At 66.6% G+C, this 16,203-nt stretch carries 17 protein-coding genes, 1 tRNA gene, 2 rRNA genes and 1 pseudogene (1 of these 21 running past the window's edge); 5 read left to right on the forward strand and 16 right to left on the reverse strand.

Annotated features, from left to right (window positions below):
• Nucleotides 1-4: 4 nt before the first annotated feature.
• The 10 genes from D3869_RS25290 to D3869_RS25335 form a co-directional block, all read right to left on the reverse strand.
• Nucleotides 5-967 (reverse strand): type II secretion system F family protein, encoded by a 963-nt coding sequence (locus D3869_RS25290; protein WP_137142509.1) that lies wholly within the window; start codon nucleotides 965-967, stop codon nucleotides 5-7.
• On the reverse strand, nucleotides 964-1,953 hold the full coding sequence (locus D3869_RS25295; protein WP_137142510.1) for a type II secretion system F family protein: 990 nt from the start codon (nucleotides 1,951-1,953) through the stop codon (nucleotides 964-966). Before D3869_RS25295 ends, D3869_RS25290 begins: the two co-directional genes overlap by 4 nt.
• Nucleotides 1,954-1,958: 5 nt before the next feature.
• Nucleotides 1,959-3,338 carry a CpaF family protein gene (locus D3869_RS25300; RefSeq protein WP_137142511.1) on the reverse strand — a complete coding sequence of 460 codons (1,380 nt, stop codon included), beginning with the start codon at nucleotides 3,336-3,338 and terminating at the stop codon, nucleotides 1,959-1,961.
• Between the two features lie 4 nt (nucleotides 3,339-3,342).
• Nucleotides 3,343-4,542: an AAA family ATPase gene (locus D3869_RS25305; RefSeq protein ID WP_137142512.1), complete on the reverse strand. Its 1,200-nt coding sequence runs from the start codon at nucleotides 4,540-4,542 to the stop codon at nucleotides 3,343-3,345.
• 10 nt (nucleotides 4,543-4,552) lie between these two features.
• Complete coding sequence (locus D3869_RS25310; RefSeq protein ID WP_137142513.1) at nucleotides 4,553-5,218, reverse strand: CpaD family pilus assembly lipoprotein; 666 nt, start codon at nucleotides 5,216-5,218, stop codon at nucleotides 4,553-4,555.
• Nucleotides 5,219-5,229: 11 nt separating this feature from the next.
• Complete coding sequence (locus tag D3869_RS25315; protein ID WP_175426604.1) at nucleotides 5,230-6,531, reverse strand: type II and III secretion system protein family protein; 1,302 nt, start codon at nucleotides 6,529-6,531, stop codon at nucleotides 5,230-5,232.
• A 173-nt stretch (nucleotides 6,532-6,704) separates the two neighbouring features.
• Nucleotides 6,705-7,559 (reverse strand): Flp pilus assembly protein CpaB, encoded by an 855-nt coding sequence (cpaB, locus tag D3869_RS25320; RefSeq protein WP_137142515.1) that lies wholly within the window; start codon nucleotides 7,557-7,559, stop codon nucleotides 6,705-6,707.
• A gap of 3 nt (nucleotides 7,560-7,562) precedes the next feature.
• Complete coding sequence (locus tag D3869_RS25325; RefSeq protein WP_137142516.1) at nucleotides 7,563-8,111, reverse strand: A24 family peptidase; 549 nt, start codon at nucleotides 8,109-8,111, stop codon at nucleotides 7,563-7,565.
• A gap of 113 nt (nucleotides 8,112-8,224) precedes the next feature.
• Nucleotides 8,225-8,440, reverse strand: a complete 216-nt coding sequence (locus D3869_RS25330) for a Flp family type IVb pilin (RefSeq protein ID WP_247895967.1) — start codon at nucleotides 8,438-8,440, stop codon at nucleotides 8,225-8,227.
• 384 nt (nucleotides 8,441-8,824) lie between these two features.
• On the reverse strand, nucleotides 8,825-9,196 hold the full coding sequence (locus D3869_RS25335; protein WP_175426605.1) for a hypothetical protein: 372 nt from the start codon (nucleotides 9,194-9,196) through the stop codon (nucleotides 8,825-8,827).
• A gap of 406 nt (nucleotides 9,197-9,602) precedes the next feature.
• Here D3869_RS25335 and D3869_RS25340 point away from each other — a divergent pair, with 406 nt between their 5' ends.
• Nucleotides 9,603-9,902 (forward strand): flagellar transcriptional regulator FlhD, encoded by a 300-nt coding sequence (locus tag D3869_RS25340; RefSeq protein ID WP_103039897.1) that lies wholly within the window; start codon nucleotides 9,603-9,605, stop codon nucleotides 9,900-9,902.
• Between the two features lie 122 nt (nucleotides 9,903-10,024).
• Here the strand turns inward: D3869_RS25340 and D3869_RS25345 are convergent, their stop codons facing one another.
• The 3 genes and pseudogenes from D3869_RS25345 to D3869_RS25355 form a co-directional block, all read right to left on the reverse strand.
• On the reverse strand, nucleotides 10,025-10,609 hold the full coding sequence (locus D3869_RS25345) for an IS630 family transposase (RefSeq protein WP_247895652.1): 585 nt from the start codon (nucleotides 10,607-10,609) through the stop codon (nucleotides 10,025-10,027).
• A gap of 20 nt (nucleotides 10,610-10,629) precedes the next feature.
• Entirely contained in the window at nucleotides 10,630-10,989 is a 360-nt protein-coding gene (locus D3869_RS25350) for an IS630 transposase-related protein (RefSeq protein WP_137140950.1), read from the reverse strand.
• Between the two features lie 93 nt (nucleotides 10,990-11,082).
• Nucleotides 11,083-12,153: pseudogene (locus D3869_RS25355) on the reverse strand (IS630 family transposase).
• A gap of 152 nt (nucleotides 12,154-12,305) precedes the next feature.
• Between D3869_RS25355 and D3869_RS25360 the strand changes: the two are divergent.
• The 4 genes from D3869_RS25360 to tnpC all read left to right on the forward strand — a co-directional run bounded on the left by D3869_RS25360 (nucleotide 12,306) and on the right by tnpC (nucleotide 14,977).
• Nucleotides 12,306-12,473, forward strand: coding sequence for a hypothetical protein (locus D3869_RS25360; protein ID WP_247895968.1), 168 nt, complete (start codon nucleotides 12,306-12,308; stop codon nucleotides 12,471-12,473).
• 62 nt (nucleotides 12,474-12,535) lie between these two features.
• A complete protein-coding gene (gene tnpA / locus D3869_RS25365; protein WP_137142518.1) occupies nucleotides 12,536-12,946 on the forward strand; it encodes an IS66-like element accessory protein TnpA in 411 nt (136 codons plus the stop codon).
• Nucleotides 12,943-13,290, forward strand: coding sequence for an IS66 family insertion sequence element accessory protein TnpB (gene tnpB / locus D3869_RS25370; protein WP_137138615.1), 348 nt, complete (start codon nucleotides 12,943-12,945; stop codon nucleotides 13,288-13,290). Before tnpA ends, tnpB begins: the two co-directional genes overlap by 4 nt.
• 79 nt (nucleotides 13,291-13,369) lie before the next feature.
• The gene (gene tnpC / locus D3869_RS25375; RefSeq protein WP_137142519.1) at nucleotides 13,370-14,977 is read left to right on the forward strand and encodes an IS66 family transposase; all 1,608 of its coding nucleotides are present in this window, start codon (nucleotides 13,370-13,372) and stop codon (nucleotides 14,975-14,977) included.
• Between the two features lie 263 nt (nucleotides 14,978-15,240).
• On the opposite strand, the gene D3869_RS25385 is transcribed toward tnpC, so the two are convergent.
• From D3869_RS25385 to D3869_RS25395, 3 genes are all read right to left on the reverse strand, one after another.
• Nucleotides 15,241-15,317, reverse strand: a tRNA-Met gene (locus D3869_RS25385).
• A 95-nt stretch (nucleotides 15,318-15,412) separates the two neighbouring features.
• Nucleotides 15,413-15,528 (reverse strand): 5S ribosomal RNA (rrf, locus tag D3869_RS25390).
• A gap of 132 nt (nucleotides 15,529-15,660) precedes the next feature.
• Nucleotides 15,661-16,203 (reverse strand): 23S ribosomal RNA (locus D3869_RS25395) (it continues 2,203 nt past the right edge of the window).

A 16,203-nucleotide genomic window follows, 5' to 3' on the forward strand; every position in this document is an offset into this window, starting at 1 on the left:
CTCGTCAGAGCCCCTTCATGATGTCGATGAATGCCGGCCCGGCCACGACGATGAGGACGGCCGGCATGATGAGGACCATCAGCGGCAGGCTGATCAGCGCCGGAATGCGTGCAGCCCGCTCCTCCAGCGCCAGGATTCGGGCGCTGCGTTCTTCCTTGGCCAGCGTGCGCAACGCCTGGGTCAACGGTGTTCCATAGCGTTGCGCCTGGAGCAGCGTGACCACGAGGCTGCGGATCGCCGGCACGTTCGTGCGCTCCACCAGATTGTCGAGCGCTTCGCGGCGGTCGGAGAGCAGTTGCATCTCGTTCGCCGTCACCGCGAGCTCGTCGGCCAGATCGGGGAAGAAGCGGGCGATTTCGCGCCCCACCCGCTGGATCGAAACGTCCAGGCCATAACCGGCGTTGGCGCAGATGATGAGGAGGTCCAGAGCATCGGGCAGCGCCGCTTCGATGGCGGTGCGCCTTGTCCGGCCCCGCCGCTGGAGCGCGGCCTCCGGCACCAGCCCGCCGACGAAGCCGGAGAAGACCGTCGCGGCCAGCGCCATCATCGGTGCGATCTCTGTTTGCAGGACCAGTTGCACGCTCCCGGCGAGCAGCGCCCCCACCCCGAAGCCGAGCAGTTTCGCCGCGACGAAGAGCGCCACGCTTTCCTTCCCGCGGATGCCGGCGCGGACGAGCAGCCGGCGGATGTCCTCCTGGTCCTTCTTTCTGACCAGCGGCAGGCGGGCGGACAGCAGCATGACCCGCCGCAGCAGTGCGATGCCGGACAAGCGCAGCGGCTTCACCGCCGCAGCCGTACTGTTCCGGCTCATTGCCCTCTGTTCCGATGCCTGCCGGACGACGCCGAGAAGACGGGCGCGGAAGCGATCCCGTTCGCGGTCGACGACGGCGGCGAGCGCCAGCAGGACCGCCGTTAGGACGAGCCCGCCGGACAGGACCAGACACTGCAATGCGGACAGAGCGGTCATTCCGGACTCCGGGTCATGCGGGCGATGACGAGCAGGCCAAGGCCGAGCGCAACGCTGGCGGCGAGGAGCATCCGGTTGCCGGTCGGGTCGTCGATCAGCTTCCGCGCGTAATTCGGATTCAGGACAAAGAGCCCGAAGCCGGCGACGAACGGGATGGCGGCGACGATCTTGGCGGAAACCCGCCCCTCCGCGGTCAGCGCCCGCTGCTTGCGCCGCAGATCCTTGCGGCGGCGCAGGATGTCGCTGAGGTTCTGCAGAGTCTCGGCCAGCTGCCCGCCGGTCTCCCTCTGGATCATCAGGCAGATGACGAAGAAGTCGAAGTCAGGCAGGCGAACGCGCTCTGCCGTGCGGTCCAGCGCTTCCTTCAGGTCGATGCCGATGGCGACGGAGTCGGACAGGCGCTTGAACTCGCCACGCACCGGTTCCTGCACCTCCTGCCCGACCAGCGTCATCGCCGCGGTCACCGGAATGCCGGCGCGCACGCTACGCACGATCAGGTCGATGGCGTCGGGCAGCCCTTCCAGGAACTCCCGGCGGCGTCGGGCGACGAGGCTGTGCACGGTCATCCGCCCGGCGACCGGAGCCGCCGCCGCTGCCAGCGCCAACGCGACCAAAACGGAGATATTGAAAACCTGCGTCAGCAGCAGGAACCCGGCAACCGCCACGCCCAGCGCGACCGCAGCCGCACCAAGCAATGGCCGCTGTCCGCCGGCCGGTGCCATGCGGAACTCAAGACGCTCCGACCAGGGAATGGCCCGACGCCACCATGGCACGATCTTCTCGGTCCGCAATTCCTCTCGGGCCGCGCTCAGCGCCTGGCGCTCCCGCCACATCTGCGGCACATCGCCGATGGCCGCCGCCAAACGCCGCTGCCGCCGCGCCGCCGCACCGCCGCCGGACAGGCCACGCAGCAACAGAAGCGTGACGAGCATGCCCGAGCCCAGCAACAGCAGCCCGATGGCGAAGAGGGGGAAGGACCCGGTCATGGCGGTCACCTCATCGCGGCGAGCAACGTGTCTTCCAGTCCGTAATAGGCGGCGCGCACGCTGAATTGCGGGCGCACGCCGCTGGTCTCGAAACGGCCCGTCACCGCCTCGCCGCCGCCGCCTTGCACAAAAGTGAAGAGTTCCTGGGTGGTGATGACGTCGCCTTCCATGCCGACCACCTCCACCACCTGCTGGATGCGGCGCACGCCGTCGCGCATGCGCTCCACCTGCACGATCAGGTTCACCGCGCTGGCGATCTGGGCCCGGATCGTCTGGAGCGGCAGGTTGCCGTTGGCCATCATGACCATGCTTTCCAGACGGCTGAGCGCGTCGCGCGGACGGTTCGCGTGGATCGTCGACATCGACCCGTCATGGCCGGTGTTCATCGCCTGGAGCAGGTCGAACGCCTCGCCGCCGCGCACCTCGCCGATGATGATGCGGTCGGGGCGCATGCGCAGCGCGTTCTTGACGAGGTCGCGCTGCGTGATCTCGCCGGTGCCCTCGATGCTGGCCGGGCGGGTCTCCAGGCGGACGACATGCGGCTGCTGGAGCTGCAGTTCCGCCGCGTCCTCAATAGTGACGATTCGTTCGGCAGGATCGATGACGCGGGACAGCGCGTTGAGCAGCGTCGTCTTGCCGCTGCCCGTGCCGCCGGAGACCAGCACGTTCAGCCGGCAAGCGGTCGCGACCTCCAGCATGCGGCCGAGCGGGGCGGACAGGTTCCCTTGCAACACCATGTCGGCGATGGCGACGCGCCGGCGGTTGAATTTCCGGATGGAGATGCTGGGACCGTCAAGCGCCAGCGGTGGCAGGATGACGTTGACGCGGCTGCCGTCCTGCAGCCGGGCATCGACCATCGGGCTTGATTCGTCCACGCGCCGCCCCACCGAACTGGCGATGCGCTGAGCGACGTTGATGACGTGGGCGTCGTCGCGGAACCGCAGGCCGGTCAGTTCCAGCTTGCCTCGGCGTTCGACATAAATCTGGTTGCAGCCGTTGACCAGAATGTCGGTCACGCCGTCGTCGGCAAGCAGCGGCTCGATGGGGCCGATGCCGAGCATGTCGTCGAGAAGCATGTCGATCACCCGATCCTGGTCGATGGCACTGATCGGGATGCGCTCCGTGGAGCAGATATCGCCGACCAGTCCGGTCAACTCGCGGCGCAGGGAGTCGCGTCCGGCCATGCCGGCGACCGGGTTCTGCAATTTCTCCAGCACGCGCTCACGGATGCGCGGAAGGACGTCGGCGCTGCGGGAGTCCTCCGCCGCGACGCGGCTTCCGGAGATGCGCGCCGGTGCACAGGGAGGGGCACCCGGCGGAATCAGCCCCACCAGCTGATGGGACAGGATATCCGGCACGGCTTCGGCGATCTTGCGTCCGAACATGGGCTCAACTCCAGAACATGCGCTTGAAGGAATTCGGGATCATCGACCGCTTGCCCGACAGGTCGTTGGAGACGTCGAGCAGCATGTCGGTGATCGCGCCATGCTCGGTAGCCAGCGGAATACCGCCATTCTCGGCGGCAAGCGCCTTGCGGTCGAAGGGGATCTCGTAGTCGATGCGCCGGCCGATCGCCTTCTCGAATTCATCGCGCGAGACGATGCCCTTGGCCGGCGGACATCGGTGGTTCAGGATGACCAGCGCGCGTTTGCCGATATCGTCGCGTCCGGTCATCCGCAGGACGCGCACCGTCTCCCGCACCGAAGGCAGCGTGGGGTCGGCGATGATGATGCGGACATGGGCGAGGCTGAGGAAATGCTGATAGAGCGGGCCGTAGCGCCGCGGCACGTCCAGCATGACGTAGTGGAAGCGCTGCGTCAGCAAGGTGGCAACCCGCTGGATCGCGGAGGCGGCGAGCGACGGTTCGTCCTCCAGCTCCTCATGCCCGGTGAGCAGGAACAGCCGGTCGCTGCACCGCTGCATGATGCGGTCGAGGAACAGGTCGTCGACGCGGTCGATGTTCTGCAACGCTTCGGACAGCCCGCCGCCGGGCTCCGCGCCCAGCATCAGGGACAGGCTGCTCGCCTGCAAATCGAGGTCGACCAGCGCCACCTTGCGGCCAGACCGGTGGGAAAGCAGCCAACCGAGGTTGACCAGAAGGGTGGAGCCCCCCACCCCGCCCCGCGCGCCGGTGACCGCGATCACCTTGCCGGTGCGGCTGCGCGGCTTCACCGCGGCCGGGCCGGACCGCATGGCGATGGTCCGCCGCAACAGCTCCGTGGTGATCGGCTTGGCGACATAGTCGGCCACGCCCGCGTTCATGAGGTCGCGGAACAGGCCGATGTCGTTGCTCTCGCCAAGCACGATGACGGTCACGCTCGGCTCGCAGACATCGGCCAGAGCCTCGATGTCGGACATCGGCATGGCGGAATCGCTTATGTCGACGATCAGAAGCTTGGGCGACGGTGACGTGCGCAGATGGCCGATGGCGTCCTGGACGGTGCCGCGGCGGACGACCGTGAAGGTCATCACCTCCTCGTCCACCAGATCACGAATGGTCCGTTCGGTGTCCGGCTCGGTGACGAAGGCGACCAGTTCCGGGTTCCGGGAGGCGCCGGTCTCGGCGGATGCGCGGGCGAAGATCGACATCGGCCTCCTCCTACTGCTGTGAAGCGCCGCTGAGCACCGTGCTGGAGGCTTTCAGCGGGGTGACCTTGTTGGCTTTGTAGCGGTCGACCGCAGCTTCCTGCGCCGCCCCGTCGGCCGGCCCCATCCGGCGTGGCGCCACGAGGTCGCCCGGATCGGCCAGCATGACGGCGAGATTGTTGGCGTTGGCGCAGCCGAAGTTGCTGGATGGCCGGAAGCTGTTGTCGTCCATCACGGTGCGGCGCCAGTCCGGGCAATGCGGCGGAACGGCGGCGTAGAGCTCCGCCGTTACGGCGATGCCGCGGACCGGACCGGCGTCGCCGCCCGGCTGTCGGGCGACGGTAATGTTCGCGGGATCGACACCGAAGCCGGCAAGCGCGCGAACCACCGGAACCGCCTGATGCTGCTCGGCGCCGGCGGGCAGCGCGATGGTCACGCGGGTCCGCGGCGGCTCCCCCAGATCCTCGATCAGCCGGCGCAGTTGCGCCGTGTCGGCGGGAGCCAGCCGGTTGCGGGTGGCCGGCAACCAGGCGGCGCTCTCGGCACGCTCAACCGTCACGTCGCGGGGCGTGTCGGCCGGTGTCCACAACGCTTCCACCGGTGTGCAGGCGCCGGCCAGCAGGGTCAGCGCCAGAAGGACGGCTTGACGAAGCGGGCGTTGCGGGAAATGGTCATTCATGGCCCGTCTCCTCAATAGATGAAGCCAGCGGCACCGTTCAGCCGGGCACCGCCGGGACCGACCGGACCACCCGATCCGGGGGCGGGGGTTTCCTTGGCAAGGCGGCGGGCAAACAGGCGTTCCAGCTCGCTGGTCGGGCGCAGACCGTCGAGCGGGGTTTGCAGCGCGCCGGGCCCCGCCGGATTGACCAGATAGGGGGTGACGATCACCACCAGCTCGCTCTCGTTCTTGCGGAAGCGGGTGGAGGAGAAGAGCGGGCCGAGCACCGGCAAATCGCCGAGCAGCGGGAATTTGGTGACCGCGTCGCGGATGTTGTTCTGCAACAGGCCGGCGATGGCGAAGCTTTCCCCGCTGCCCAGTTCCACCGTGGTCTCCACCCGGCGCACCGAAAGTCCGGGAATCTGGATGGAGCCGATGGTAACGGCACCGGCTTCCGACAGCTCGCTGACTTCCGGGCGGACGGTCAGGCTGATGCGTTCGGGCGACAGCACCGTCGGCGTGAAGTTGAGCCCGATGCCGAACTGCTTGAAGACGACGGAAACGCGGTTGTTCTCCTCGGCGACCGGAATCGGGAACTCGCCGCCGGCGAGGAAGCTCGCCGTCTGGCCGGACGCCGCGGTGAGGTTCGGCTCGGCCAGGATGGTCACCATGCCCTCGGCGTCCAGCGCGTCGATGACGGCCGTCAGGTTCACGCGGTTGTTTGAATAGTTGGAGATCAGGGAGCCCGCGTTCTCCGCCGACCGCTGGAAGACGTCTCGGCCGTAGTTGGTGTCGAACTTCATGAAATCCCGCCCGGTGATCAGGCGGAAGGCGAAGGCGCCGGGATTGAGCAGGGAATCCCAGTGGATGCCGAACTGGTTGTCCGTGTTGCGCGCCATCTCCGCAACGCGGACGCGCAGATGGACCTGAGTGGGAACCGTGACCTTGAGCTGGTTGACCACCGTCTCGCCCTGTCCGACATAGCCCTTGGCCAGCGCCATGATCGCCTCGGCGTCCTGCGGTGTGGAGACGGCGCCGCCGACGACCAGCCGGCCCGGCGACGAGGTGAGGGAGACGCGGTAGGCGGGGAATTCCGCCCGCAGCTGCTCGGTGAACTGCGCGGTGTTGTGAACCACCACGATGTCGCGCTGCACCAGCAGTTTGTCTCCGGCCCCCAGCGCGTAGAGCGTCGTCCGTCCGGCCTTCTTGGCGACGACGAAAACGCTGCGCTCCGTCGGCGACTGGATGTCGGCGATGTCCGGGCTGGCGATGAAAAGGCTCGTGGCGGGTTCGCCCAGACGGACCAGGGTGCCGCTGCCGACCGCCAGTTCCATGGCGCTGTGCGTCGCGCGTTCCGCAGTGTTCCCCTCGGCCGCCGCGATCCGTGGAGCGAGGAGGAAACCACCCACAAGAGCGGACAGGCAAAGGAGGAGGAGTTTGGCCGTGCGAACCGGCTCGCACGGAGCTGGCAGGGGCATGGTGGGTTTCCTGGGGCAGCGGGTTGGCGTCAGAAGGATTGCCGGACGAGTTCGGTGCCACGGATGACGGCGAGGCGGGGGCGTTCGTTGGTCTTGCGGTCGCCACTATGGCCGGTGAGCGCGGCCGACACGTCCGACGCCCAGACCGGCTCGGTCGCCGTCGGCGCGACCGCCTCGCCCGCCGGGGCGATGCTGTGCAGGCTGAGCGTGAGGTGGCCGAGTTCCGCGGCGACGGCGACCTTTTCAGCCTGCCGGGCGCCGACCTCCAGAGTCACGGTGGTGGCCACCTTGCGAGCGTTCCCGGAGCTGTTGTGATCCTTGGCGGCCTCCTCGACCCGCTGGTCGACGGCGATGACGCGCACCCTCTCCAGGACCGTTTCGCCGACCAGCCGGCGGGCCGGATTGTCCTGTTCGTTGGGCAGGGCCTGCGTCAGGATCAGGTCCACCAAGTCTCCGGGAGAGATCAGGCCGGCGGCACCCGACACCTCGGTTACCGCGACGGAGATCGCGCGCATGCCCGGTGACAAGACGGCGGCCAGGAAGCCGCGCTCGCCGGGAGCGATCAGGCGGGAGCGCATCAACGGCTCCCCGGCGGCGATGCGGTGGCGGACCATGGCGCCGATGCTCGGGTCCTTGTCGCTGCCGAACAGGACATGCTCTTCCAGCACGGCGCTTTGCGGCCAATCCTGCCAGCGCACGTCGGAGTCCTGGATGAAGGTGCCGGGCGCCAGATCGTGCGCGGCGACCCGCAGCTTCGCCAGCGCCGGGGGAGCGGGTACCGCCGCGGCAGGTGGCGGCTGGGTGCCGGGAAGGGCCATCAGGATCGCCCCGCTGCCGAGCAGCGCAAGGGCGGCGAGGGAAAGGAGAATGGTGCGCGGAGCCATGCGTCACATCCCGGTGGAGCCGAAGGGGTACAGGATGGACAGGCCACCCGCCGCGATGGCGATGCCGTAAGGCAGGCCGGCCTCGCCGAACGGAAGAGCATCGACGTTGCGGGTTCGCAGCAGCGTTTCCAGCCACAGCCTGGTCTTGGCCGTTGCCGAACAGGGGAAGAAGAGGGCCAGGGTGTCGGCGGCTCGCCGTGCCGCGACGCGCGCCAACGCCACAATCGCCAGAACGCCGCCCGCCAACACCGTGACGAGCAGCAGCGCGGGAAGCTGCTCCCAACCGGACCACAGCGCCGCCGCCGTCAGCAGCTTGACGTCGCCACCGCCCATCTTCCCCCCCGCGAAGAGGATCAGCAGGGGAACGAAGACGAGGACGGCGCCGGCCACCGACGACAAGGGCGGGTACGCTGACGGATCGACGATGGCCGCCGCGGCGAACAGCAGGCCCAGAAAGGCCGGTATCCAGTTCGGAATGATCCGGGTTCGGAAATCGGAGATGGCCGCCGCCATGAACAACATGGCCGCACCGCCGGAAAGAAGCGTCTTCATCGCTGCTGGCTCCGAACCGATCGTTTTGAGCCTTGTCGAAGTCCTCCGCACAGCAGCTGCCAGACACCGGATGCGCCCGGCAGCCGCCTGAACGGGGAGACGATCTCACCTCATTACGGACTGACGATCGCCGTTCCGGTGAGCTTGGTCGCAATATCCGCGAATTTCTGGTTGATGGCGCTGCCGAGCGAAGTGAAGCCCGCCGTCGCGGCGAAAGCCACCAGTGCAGCCAGCACGCCATACTCGATCGCGGTCACGCCGTCTTCGTTCGCGATCAAAGATGCAAAGAGAGTGCGCATGCCTTTATTCCCCGTATAGGTTTCGAACATCTTCGATGACTTGATCTCCGCATACAGCGGTCGATGTCCATTTGGTTACCGAAATATCATCGGCCACGCAACTGCGTGAAAAATGCATCACAATTGATGCAGATCAATTGCGCAAATTTTCGTGAAAGGATTTTCGTCCTATGGCCGAAGGCTCTAAACGAAATGACAGGGCGATCAGGCCGGGATCACCGCCCGACACCCCGAAATTGCAGATCATGCGAATAATTGCGTTAACTGTGTGTGCCAGGGTGCGACATATTTACATGCCGCAGCCGCCCAGCGCGCTACCATGTCCTAAACACGCGATTTCCGGAAAGGCCTCGAGCCATACGCGCACTCGCACCGCGACTCACCGGTGGGACATTTTCCGCTGGGTGGCTCTCGTCACGTCGCCGCTGCGAGGCTCCGCTTACGGGCGCGGGTCTCGTTCAGCATCAACTGCACCCGGACCGGCAGGACTCTTGCCATCAGGGCGGGGACCGCCGCGACCTGACCGGTGGGCTTCAACTGGTCCGTCGCGCAATCGACGATGGCGTCGATGAAAGCCAGAAGGCGATACCAGTCCTCGTCCTCAAGCACCGCGGCATAGGCCGCGAGCGCTCGCTGACGGCAGAGATCACCCAGCTCGGGGGATGGCATCAGAGGCATCACACCGGCGAGGACCGAGCCGGCCACCGGCCAGTCCGCCAGCAGCCGTTCCATCAACTCGTCGCCGTCGATCCGGCGGATACCCCACGCGCCGCAGTCGCTGCACATGACGGCTGCACCGTCCACCGGTTCCGGAAGAACTCGGGAGGGAGTAAAAAAACGGGCCATGAAAACCACCGACCACCCGAGATGAAACCTGACAACGATTAGCCGGCAGCTTATTGGAGACTGATATCCCTGTAAAGACAGCCTGATTGTGAACAGCAGCGTAAGGCGGGTATATCTTAAAAATTCATGACCCTCCTGCGTTGGTTACTATCTGGTAAACATAATTACAACGGCAAATTATATTGAAATGAACTCACATATTCGTCCATTGCGGGATGGATCCTGTGAAGCGGCTTATCTGCGACAATTTGGACGGCGCTTTCGGGCGACCGGCTTGTAAGATTTGGGATGGCACGTTAAGACATGTTGCCACTCCCCAAGACAGGTGGACATTGCGAGTGCGGCGATGGCAATCGATTTCCAGCAAGACATCTACGAACTCAATCTTCATTACCTCATGGTCCTGCAACGGGTTGCGCAGAACGACGTCGCCGAAGCGGCGATGCGGTTCGGGATTGACGCCAAGACGGCTGAAGCCGTATGCGATGCCTCGATTCGGGAGTTGCAGACCGTCGCATCGGGCGTAGTGGCCATGATTTCGGCGCGGCCGCTGCTCCAAGAACTCACCTCGCGCAACCCAGTGGACCGGGCGGACCGCCTGCGTGCGGGTGCGATTCTGCGTTCGATTTCGACACCGGATCGCTGACCGCGGCCCCTGGAGCGGCAGATTGCCTTTCTGGAGAAAGGTGCGCCGGTGTTGCCGGGTGGCGCTCAGGTCGACAGCGGCGCTCCCCCGGGCGATCTGTTACAGCTAAAGCGGATTTCGGCTCAGTTTAGATTCGGGTAGCCGCATAGCTTGAACCACGCTTTGGCGTCGGTGGCGGTGATCGCATTGAGGGCTGGGCCGAGTTCCTCGTTGAGGGCCTCGACGGTGCGGGCTTCCTTGGCGCGCAGGATTCCTTTGAGCTTGGCCCAGCCGGGCTCGATGGGCGACAGGTCGGGCGAGTAGCGCGGGAGGAAGCGGACACGGATCCCTGCGGTCTCAAAGGCGGCGAGGATATCGGCCCGCTTGTGAGCGGAAAGGTTGTCCATCACGACCACGGCGCCGGGTTTGTCGCGCCGGAGCACGGGCAAGAGCACCTGCTCGACAAAGGCGAGAAACACGGCCGAGGAGGTAGACGCCTCGATGCTCATGGCGGCCAGCATGCCTTCGGCGCTCAACGCCCCGAGCACCGTGACGCGGTGCCACGACCCACAGGGCACGGACCCGAGCGCCCGCTGGCCGCGCGGCGCCCGGGCCTGGGTGGGCGTCATCTGGGTGTTGATGCCGGTTTCATCGAGGAAAACCAAACGCGCCGGTTCGTGGACCACCGCATCGTCCCGGTAGGCCGCGCGTTCCGCGGCGATATCCATGCGCTCTTGCTCGCTGGCCCTCAGCGTCTTTTTTTGCGCGCCAACCCCAGCCGCTTCAAGGTGCGGCACACCACCGCCGGGCTCAGCGCGATGCCGGTGCGTGCGGCCAACCGGTCGCGGTACTGTGCCAGTGTCGCGTCATTATCCTCCCGCACCAAGGCCCGCAGCACGCTCACGCCCTCCGCGTCCAGTTTGGCTGGTACGCCGCCGGCATGGGGCTTGGCGACCCGCCGCCCCTCAAGGCGCGCGGCCCGCACCCAGTTGTACGCGCAGGCTCGGCTGATCTGGAAGCGCCGCGCCAGCAACTCGGGGCCGCCCTCGTGGCGCTCATAAGCCAGCAGAACCCGTTCGCGCAGATCGGCGGAATATGGCTGGCCCATGGCGCGCGGTCCTTCAGCGGTGTCTTCCTCCAACCGCTCAGGCCAGCCAAAATTCCGTCTATACTCAGCGACAATCCGCTTTAGTGCACTGACTCATTCAGAAGGTGCAGGCAGCCTGTCGAGTTTTGCGAAGATGGCGTCGGCGGGCTTGGTCCAGACGAAGGGCTTGGCGGCCTTGTTGTGCGCGCGGATGTAGCGGGCGATGGCGTCCTGGAGATCGGCCACGGACTTGAAGACGCCGCGTCGGATGCTTCGGCGGGTGATGATCGAGAAGAAGCCCTCGACGGCGTTGATCCAGGAGGCCGATTTGGGCGTGAAATGGAACACCCAGCGGGGATGATCAGCCAGCCAAGCCAGCACCTTCGGGTGCGTGTGGGTGGCGTAGTTATCGACGATGGCGTGGATCACCTTGCCCGCCGGGACAGCGCGCTCGACGGCGGCGAGGAACTTGATGAACTCCTTGTGGGTGTGCTTGGGCATGCAGCGCCCGACCACGGTACCGTCCAGCGTGTTCAGCGCGGCGAACAGCGTGGTGGTGCCGTTGCGCTTGTAGTCGTGCGTCATCGTCCCGCACTTGCCGGGCTTCAGCGGCAAGCCGGGCTGGGTGCGGTCGAGCGCCTGGATCTGGCTCTTCTCGTCGATGGACAGCACCACCGCGTGGCAGGGCGGGTCCATGTAGAGGCCGACAATGTCCTCGACCTTGGCCGCGAAGGCCGGATCGCTGGAGCGCTTGAAGGTGCGCAGGCGATGCGGCTGAAGGCGGTTGGCCTCCCAGATGCGTTGCACGGCGCGCAGGCTGATGCCGACCGTTTTGGCCATCGCCCGGCCCGTCTAGTGGGTGACGGCGCCAGGCGGTTCCGAACAGGTCAGCGCCAGCACCTTGGCCACCGTCGTAGTCGGCAGCGGTGCCCGGCCGGGCTTGCGCGTCTTGTCGCGCAGCAAGCCATCGACGCCTTGTTCGGCATAGCGCACCTGCCAGCGCCATACCGCTGGGCGGCTGACACCGGCCCGGCGCGCCACCTCCTGCACAGGCAGCCGCTCGGCCGAGAGCACGATGATGTTCGCCCGCTGGACATGCTTGAGTGGGCGGTTGCGGTCGCCAAGGAGCGCGGCCAAGCGCGCGCGATCCTCTGCTCCGACGATGACACTGACGGTCTGGGCCATGCCGACAGAATCGCACGTCGGCGGCTCGTTATGAATCCTATGTCTGTGTCAGTGCACTAGTGCACTGACACAGACATAGGATTCACAGCGGGCAGCCGCTCGTCGGCATCGACCGGAAGATCGCGTCGATCTTGAAGGCGGTGGAGGACGGGTTGTACAGCCCGTCCCTGAAGGAGCGGCTGTCCGCCCTGGAGGCCGAGCGTGCCACGCTCGCCGCCGAGATCGACGCCCTGGGCACGGAGGCGCCGGAGATGCTGCTGCCGGCCAACCTGCCGGAGCTGTACCGTACGCCTCCGGTGAGCGCCGCCTTGGCAAAGTAGGGGTTGGCGTCTGAGGTTTGTGTGGCGCGTCATCGCGCGGACGCAAACGAGTTGCAAACGTCATGGCTTATCAGCGGGTCGAGGTTCTGACGGGAACGGAGCGGCGGCGGAATTACACGCCGGCGGAGAAGGTGCGGATGGTCGAGGAGGCGTTCCGCCCCGGCGTGGTGGTGACGGACGCGGCCCGCCGGCTGGGCGTGCACGAAAGCCTGCTGTACCGCTGGCGGGGGCTGATGAAGGCCACAGGGAGCGCCGTGGCCGAACCGTCCAGCTTCGTCGCGGTGACCATCACGCCGGAGCCGACCATAACGGAACGACCGGTCGCGGAGTCTCCTGGGCCATTGCCGCCTCCGGTGACGCCGGCCACGCGCCCGGCGGTCCTCGAGGTCATCTTGCCCAGCGGGGCACGCCTGCGTCTGGAAGGGCCGGTCGACCCGGCTTTGGCGGCGGCTGTCATCGGTGCCCTGGCATGATCCCGGTGCCGAGCGGGGTGCGGGTCTGGCTGGCCACCGGGCACACCGACATGCGCAAGGGCTGGGCGAGCTTGGCGTTGCTGGTGCAGGAACGCTTCGCCCAAGACCCGCACAGCGGCCATCTCTTCATCTTCCGCGGACGCCGCGGCGATCTGGTGAAGATCATCTGGCATGACGGCCAGGGCAGTTGCCTGTTCATGAAGAGGCTGGAGCGGGGCCGTTTCATCTGGCCCACGCCGGCGGACGGCGCGGTATCGATCTCGGTCGGGCAGATGGGCTATCTGCTCGAAGGCATCGACTGGCGCAATCCGCAGAAGACTTGGCGCCCCGAGACCGCGGGGTGACTGCGACACGGTGAATCGACGGACCGGTTCAGGGGGGATTGCGGCGGTTCGACGGCGCGATCCCAGGTAAACTGGCTCCATGACCGCCACCCTGCCCGACGACATCGCCCGCTTGCGCGCCGCCTTGGCGCAGGCCGAGGCACGGGCGGACGCGGCGGAAGCCGAAGCGGCCCGGGCCAGGGCGATGGCGTCGAACACCGAGGCGCTGATCGCCAGCCTGAAGCTGGAAATCGAGAAGCTCCGGCGCGAACTCTACGGCACGCGCTCCGAGCGCAAGGCGCGCCTGCTGGACCAGTTGGAGTTCCAGCTCGAAGAGCTGGAAGCAACGGCCAGCGAGGACGAACTGGCGGCCGAGCAGGCCGCCGCCAAAACCACCGCGGTGACGGCCTTCACCCGCAAACGGCCATCGCGCCAGCCCTTTCCCGACCACCTGCCGCGTGAGCGCGTCGTTGTGCCGGCCCCGGCGAGTTGCCCGTGCTGCGGCTCGGACAAGCTGTGCAAGCTGGGCGAGACGATCACCGAGACGCTGGAGGTGATCCCGCGCCAGTGGAAGGTGATCCAGACAGTGCGGGAGCGGTTCTCCTGCCGGGCCTGCGAGACGATCAGCCAGCCGCCGGCGCCGTTCCACGCCACCCCGCGGGGCTGGGCCGGCCCCAACCTGCTGGCCACCGTTCTGTTCGAGAAGTTCGGCCAGCATCAGCCGCTGAACCGGCAAGCCGAACGCTTCGCGCGCGAGGGCGTGCCGCTCAGCCTGTCCACCCTGGCCGACCAGGTGGGCACCGCCGCCGCGGTGCTGAAGCCGCTGCACGACCTGATCGCGGCGCATGTGATGGCGGCCGGGCGGCTGCATGGAGACGACACGCCGGTGCCCGTGCTGGCCAAGGGCAAGACCGACACCGGGCGGCTGTGGGTGTATGTGCGCGATGACCGGCCGTTCGCCGGCCAAGCCCCACCGGCGGCGCTGTTTCACTATTCGCGCGACCGTAAGGGCGAGCATCCCGAACAGCACTTGGCCGGCTTCACCGGCTGGCTGCAGGCCGATGCGTTCGCCGGCTACAACCGGCTGTACGAGCCCGACCGTCGGCCGGGGCCGATCCATGCCGCGCTGTGCTGGGCGCATGCCCGGCGCGGCTTCTTCAAGTTGGCCGACATCGCCGCGAACACCAGACGCGGCAAGGACGCCCCGCCGATCTCACCGCTGGCGCTGGAGGCCGTGAGGCGCATCGACGCCCTCTTCGATCTCGAGCGCGCCTTGAACGGCAAGCCGGCGGCCGAGCGGCGGGCGGCCCGCCAGGAGCACGGCATCGCCCTGGTAGCCGCGCTGGAGGGCTGGATGCGGATGGAGCGTGCCCGGCTCTCCCGCCATGCCCCCGTGGCCAAGGCGATGGACTACATGCTGACCCGTTGGGACGGCTTCACCCGCTTCCTCGGCGATGGCCGGCTGTGCCTGACGAACAACGCCGCCGAACGCGGCCTGCGCGGGATTGCCTTGGGCAGAAAGGCGTGGCTGTTCTGCGGCTCCGATCGCGGCGGCCACCGGGCCGCCATCATGTACGGCCTGATCACCACGGCCAAGCTCAACGACATCGATCCCCAGGCGTGGCTCGCCGACGTGCTGGCACGCATCAACGACATCCCCCAAACCCGCCTGCACGAACTGCTGCCCTGGAACTGGAAGCCGGCCTGACCGCGGCGCTCACCGGATGCTTACGCTGTACCGGCGGAAGATCGCGGAGCTCGAGTCCGTGCTCGGCGATGGCGACGAGGGGATGGCGGCTATGGAGATGATCCGGTCCATGGTCGACCGCGTCGTGCTGTCCCCCTGCCCTTCGGGCGCCGGGCTGGAGGAGCAGCTTCATGGCGACCTGCTGGCGATCCTGGAGGCGTGCGCCGAGGCGGCCCCCAAACGCCAAAAGCCCGTCTCTTGCGAGACGGGCTGTCGACCGAAGTTGGTTGCGGGGGCAGGATTTGAACCTGCGACCTTCAGGTTATGAGCCTGACGAGCTACCGGGCTGCTCCACCCCGCGGGTGTTCCTTGGGAAGGGACGGTGTGCGACGATTGTCAAGTGTGTTTGAGCCCTGCTGCGTCCACATCCGGTGTGGTGTGGCGTGTGCCGTGGTGACCTGGCGGCGACCTACTCTCCCACGTCTTAAGACGCAGTACCATCGGCGCTGAGGCGTTTCACGGCCGAGTTCGGAATGGGATCGGGTGTTGGGAGCCTCGCCATGACCACCAGGTCACCAAGGCACACGCGAACCATCCGGACTGGACGGCAGGTTTCGTTAAGCGAGGACGTATGCGTTCTTGTTCTTTGCGGTGTTGGCTCGTGCGCCCAGGGCTTGCCGCTGCGCGCGGGCCGCCGGCTGGGAAGGATCAAGCCGATCGAGCGATTAGTAAGGCTCAGCTTCAGGCGTTGCCGCCCGTCCACATGCCTCCTATCGACGTGATGGTCTGTCACGGCTCTCAAGGGAGTTCTGGTTTAGAGGTGGGTTTCCCGCTTAGATGCTTTCAGCGGTTATCCCGTCCATACTTAGCTACCCGGCCATGCCACTGGCGTGACAACCGGTGCACCAGAGGTATGTCCATCCCGGTCCTCTCGTACTAGGGACAGATCCTCGCAAAACTCCGACACCCACGGCAGATAGGGACCGAACTGTCTCACGACGTTCTAAACCCAGCTCACGTACCACTTTAATCGGCGAACAGCCGAACCCTTGGGACCTGCTCCAGCCCCAGGATGTGATGAGCCGACATCGAGGTGCCAAACGACTCCGTCGATATGGACTCTTGGGAGTCATCAGCCTGTTATCCCCGGCGTACCTTTTATCCGTTGAGCGATGGCCCGTCCACATGGAACCACCGGATCACTATGGCCGACTTTCGTCTCTGCTCGACTTGTCTGTCTTGCAGTC

The sequence above is a fragment of the Azospirillum brasilense genome, assembly GCF_005222205.1.
GTDB classification, from domain to species: Bacteria; Pseudomonadota; Alphaproteobacteria; order Azospirillales; family Azospirillaceae; genus Azospirillum; species Azospirillum brasilense_G.

Bases quoted from the DNA above. Each gene is read 5' to 3' on its own strand.
- D3869_RS25290 (WP_137142509.1), bottom strand. From the start codon at position 967: ATGACCGCTCTGTCCGCATTGCAGTGTCTGGTCCTGTCCGGCGGGCTC.
- D3869_RS25295 (WP_137142510.1), bottom strand. From the start codon at position 1,953: ATGACCGGGTCCTTCCCCCTCTTCGCCATCGGGCTGCTGTTGCTGGGC.
- D3869_RS25300 (WP_137142511.1), bottom strand. From the start codon at position 3,338: ATGTTCGGACGCAAGATCGCCGAAGCCGTGCCGGATATCCTGTCCCAT.
- D3869_RS25305 (WP_137142512.1), bottom strand. From the start codon at position 4,542: ATGTCGATCTTCGCCCGCGCATCCGCCGAGACCGGCGCCTCCCGGAAC.
- D3869_RS25310 (WP_137142513.1), bottom strand. From the start codon at position 5,218: ATGAATGACCATTTCCCGCAACGCCCGCTTCGTCAAGCCGTCCTTCTG.
- D3869_RS25315 (WP_175426604.1), bottom strand. From the start codon at position 6,531: ATGGAACTGGCGGTCGGCAGCGGCACCCTGGTCCGTCTGGGCGAACCC.
- cpaB (WP_137142515.1), bottom strand. From the start codon at position 7,559: ATGGCTCCGCGCACCATTCTCCTTTCCCTCGCCGCCCTTGCGCTGCTC.
- D3869_RS25325 (WP_137142516.1), bottom strand. From the start codon at position 8,111: ATGAAGACGCTTCTTTCCGGCGGTGCGGCCATGTTGTTCATGGCGGCG.
- D3869_RS25330 (WP_247895967.1), bottom strand. From the start codon at position 8,440: ATGTTCGAAACCTATACGGGGAATAAAGGCATGCGCACTCTCTTTGCA.
- D3869_RS25335 (WP_175426605.1), bottom strand. From the start codon at position 9,196: ATGTGCAGCGACTGCGGCGCGTGGGGTATCCGCCGGATCGACGGCGAC.
- D3869_RS25340 (WP_103039897.1), top strand. From the start codon at position 9,603: ATGGCAATCGATTTCCAGCAAGACATCTACGAACTCAATCTTCATTAC.
- D3869_RS25345 (WP_247895652.1), bottom strand. From the start codon at position 10,609: ATGGATATCGCCGCGGAACGCGCGGCCTACCGGGACGATGCGGTGGTC.
- D3869_RS25350 (WP_137140950.1), bottom strand. From the start codon at position 10,989: ATGGGCCAGCCATATTCCGCCGATCTGCGCGAACGGGTTCTGCTGGCT.
- tnpA (WP_137142518.1), top strand. From the start codon at position 12,536: ATGGCTTATCAGCGGGTCGAGGTTCTGACGGGAACGGAGCGGCGGCGG.
- tnpB (WP_137138615.1), top strand. From the start codon at position 12,943: ATGATCCCGGTGCCGAGCGGGGTGCGGGTCTGGCTGGCCACCGGGCAC.
- tnpC (WP_137142519.1), top strand. From the start codon at position 13,370: ATGACCGCCACCCTGCCCGACGACATCGCCCGCTTGCGCGCCGCCTTG.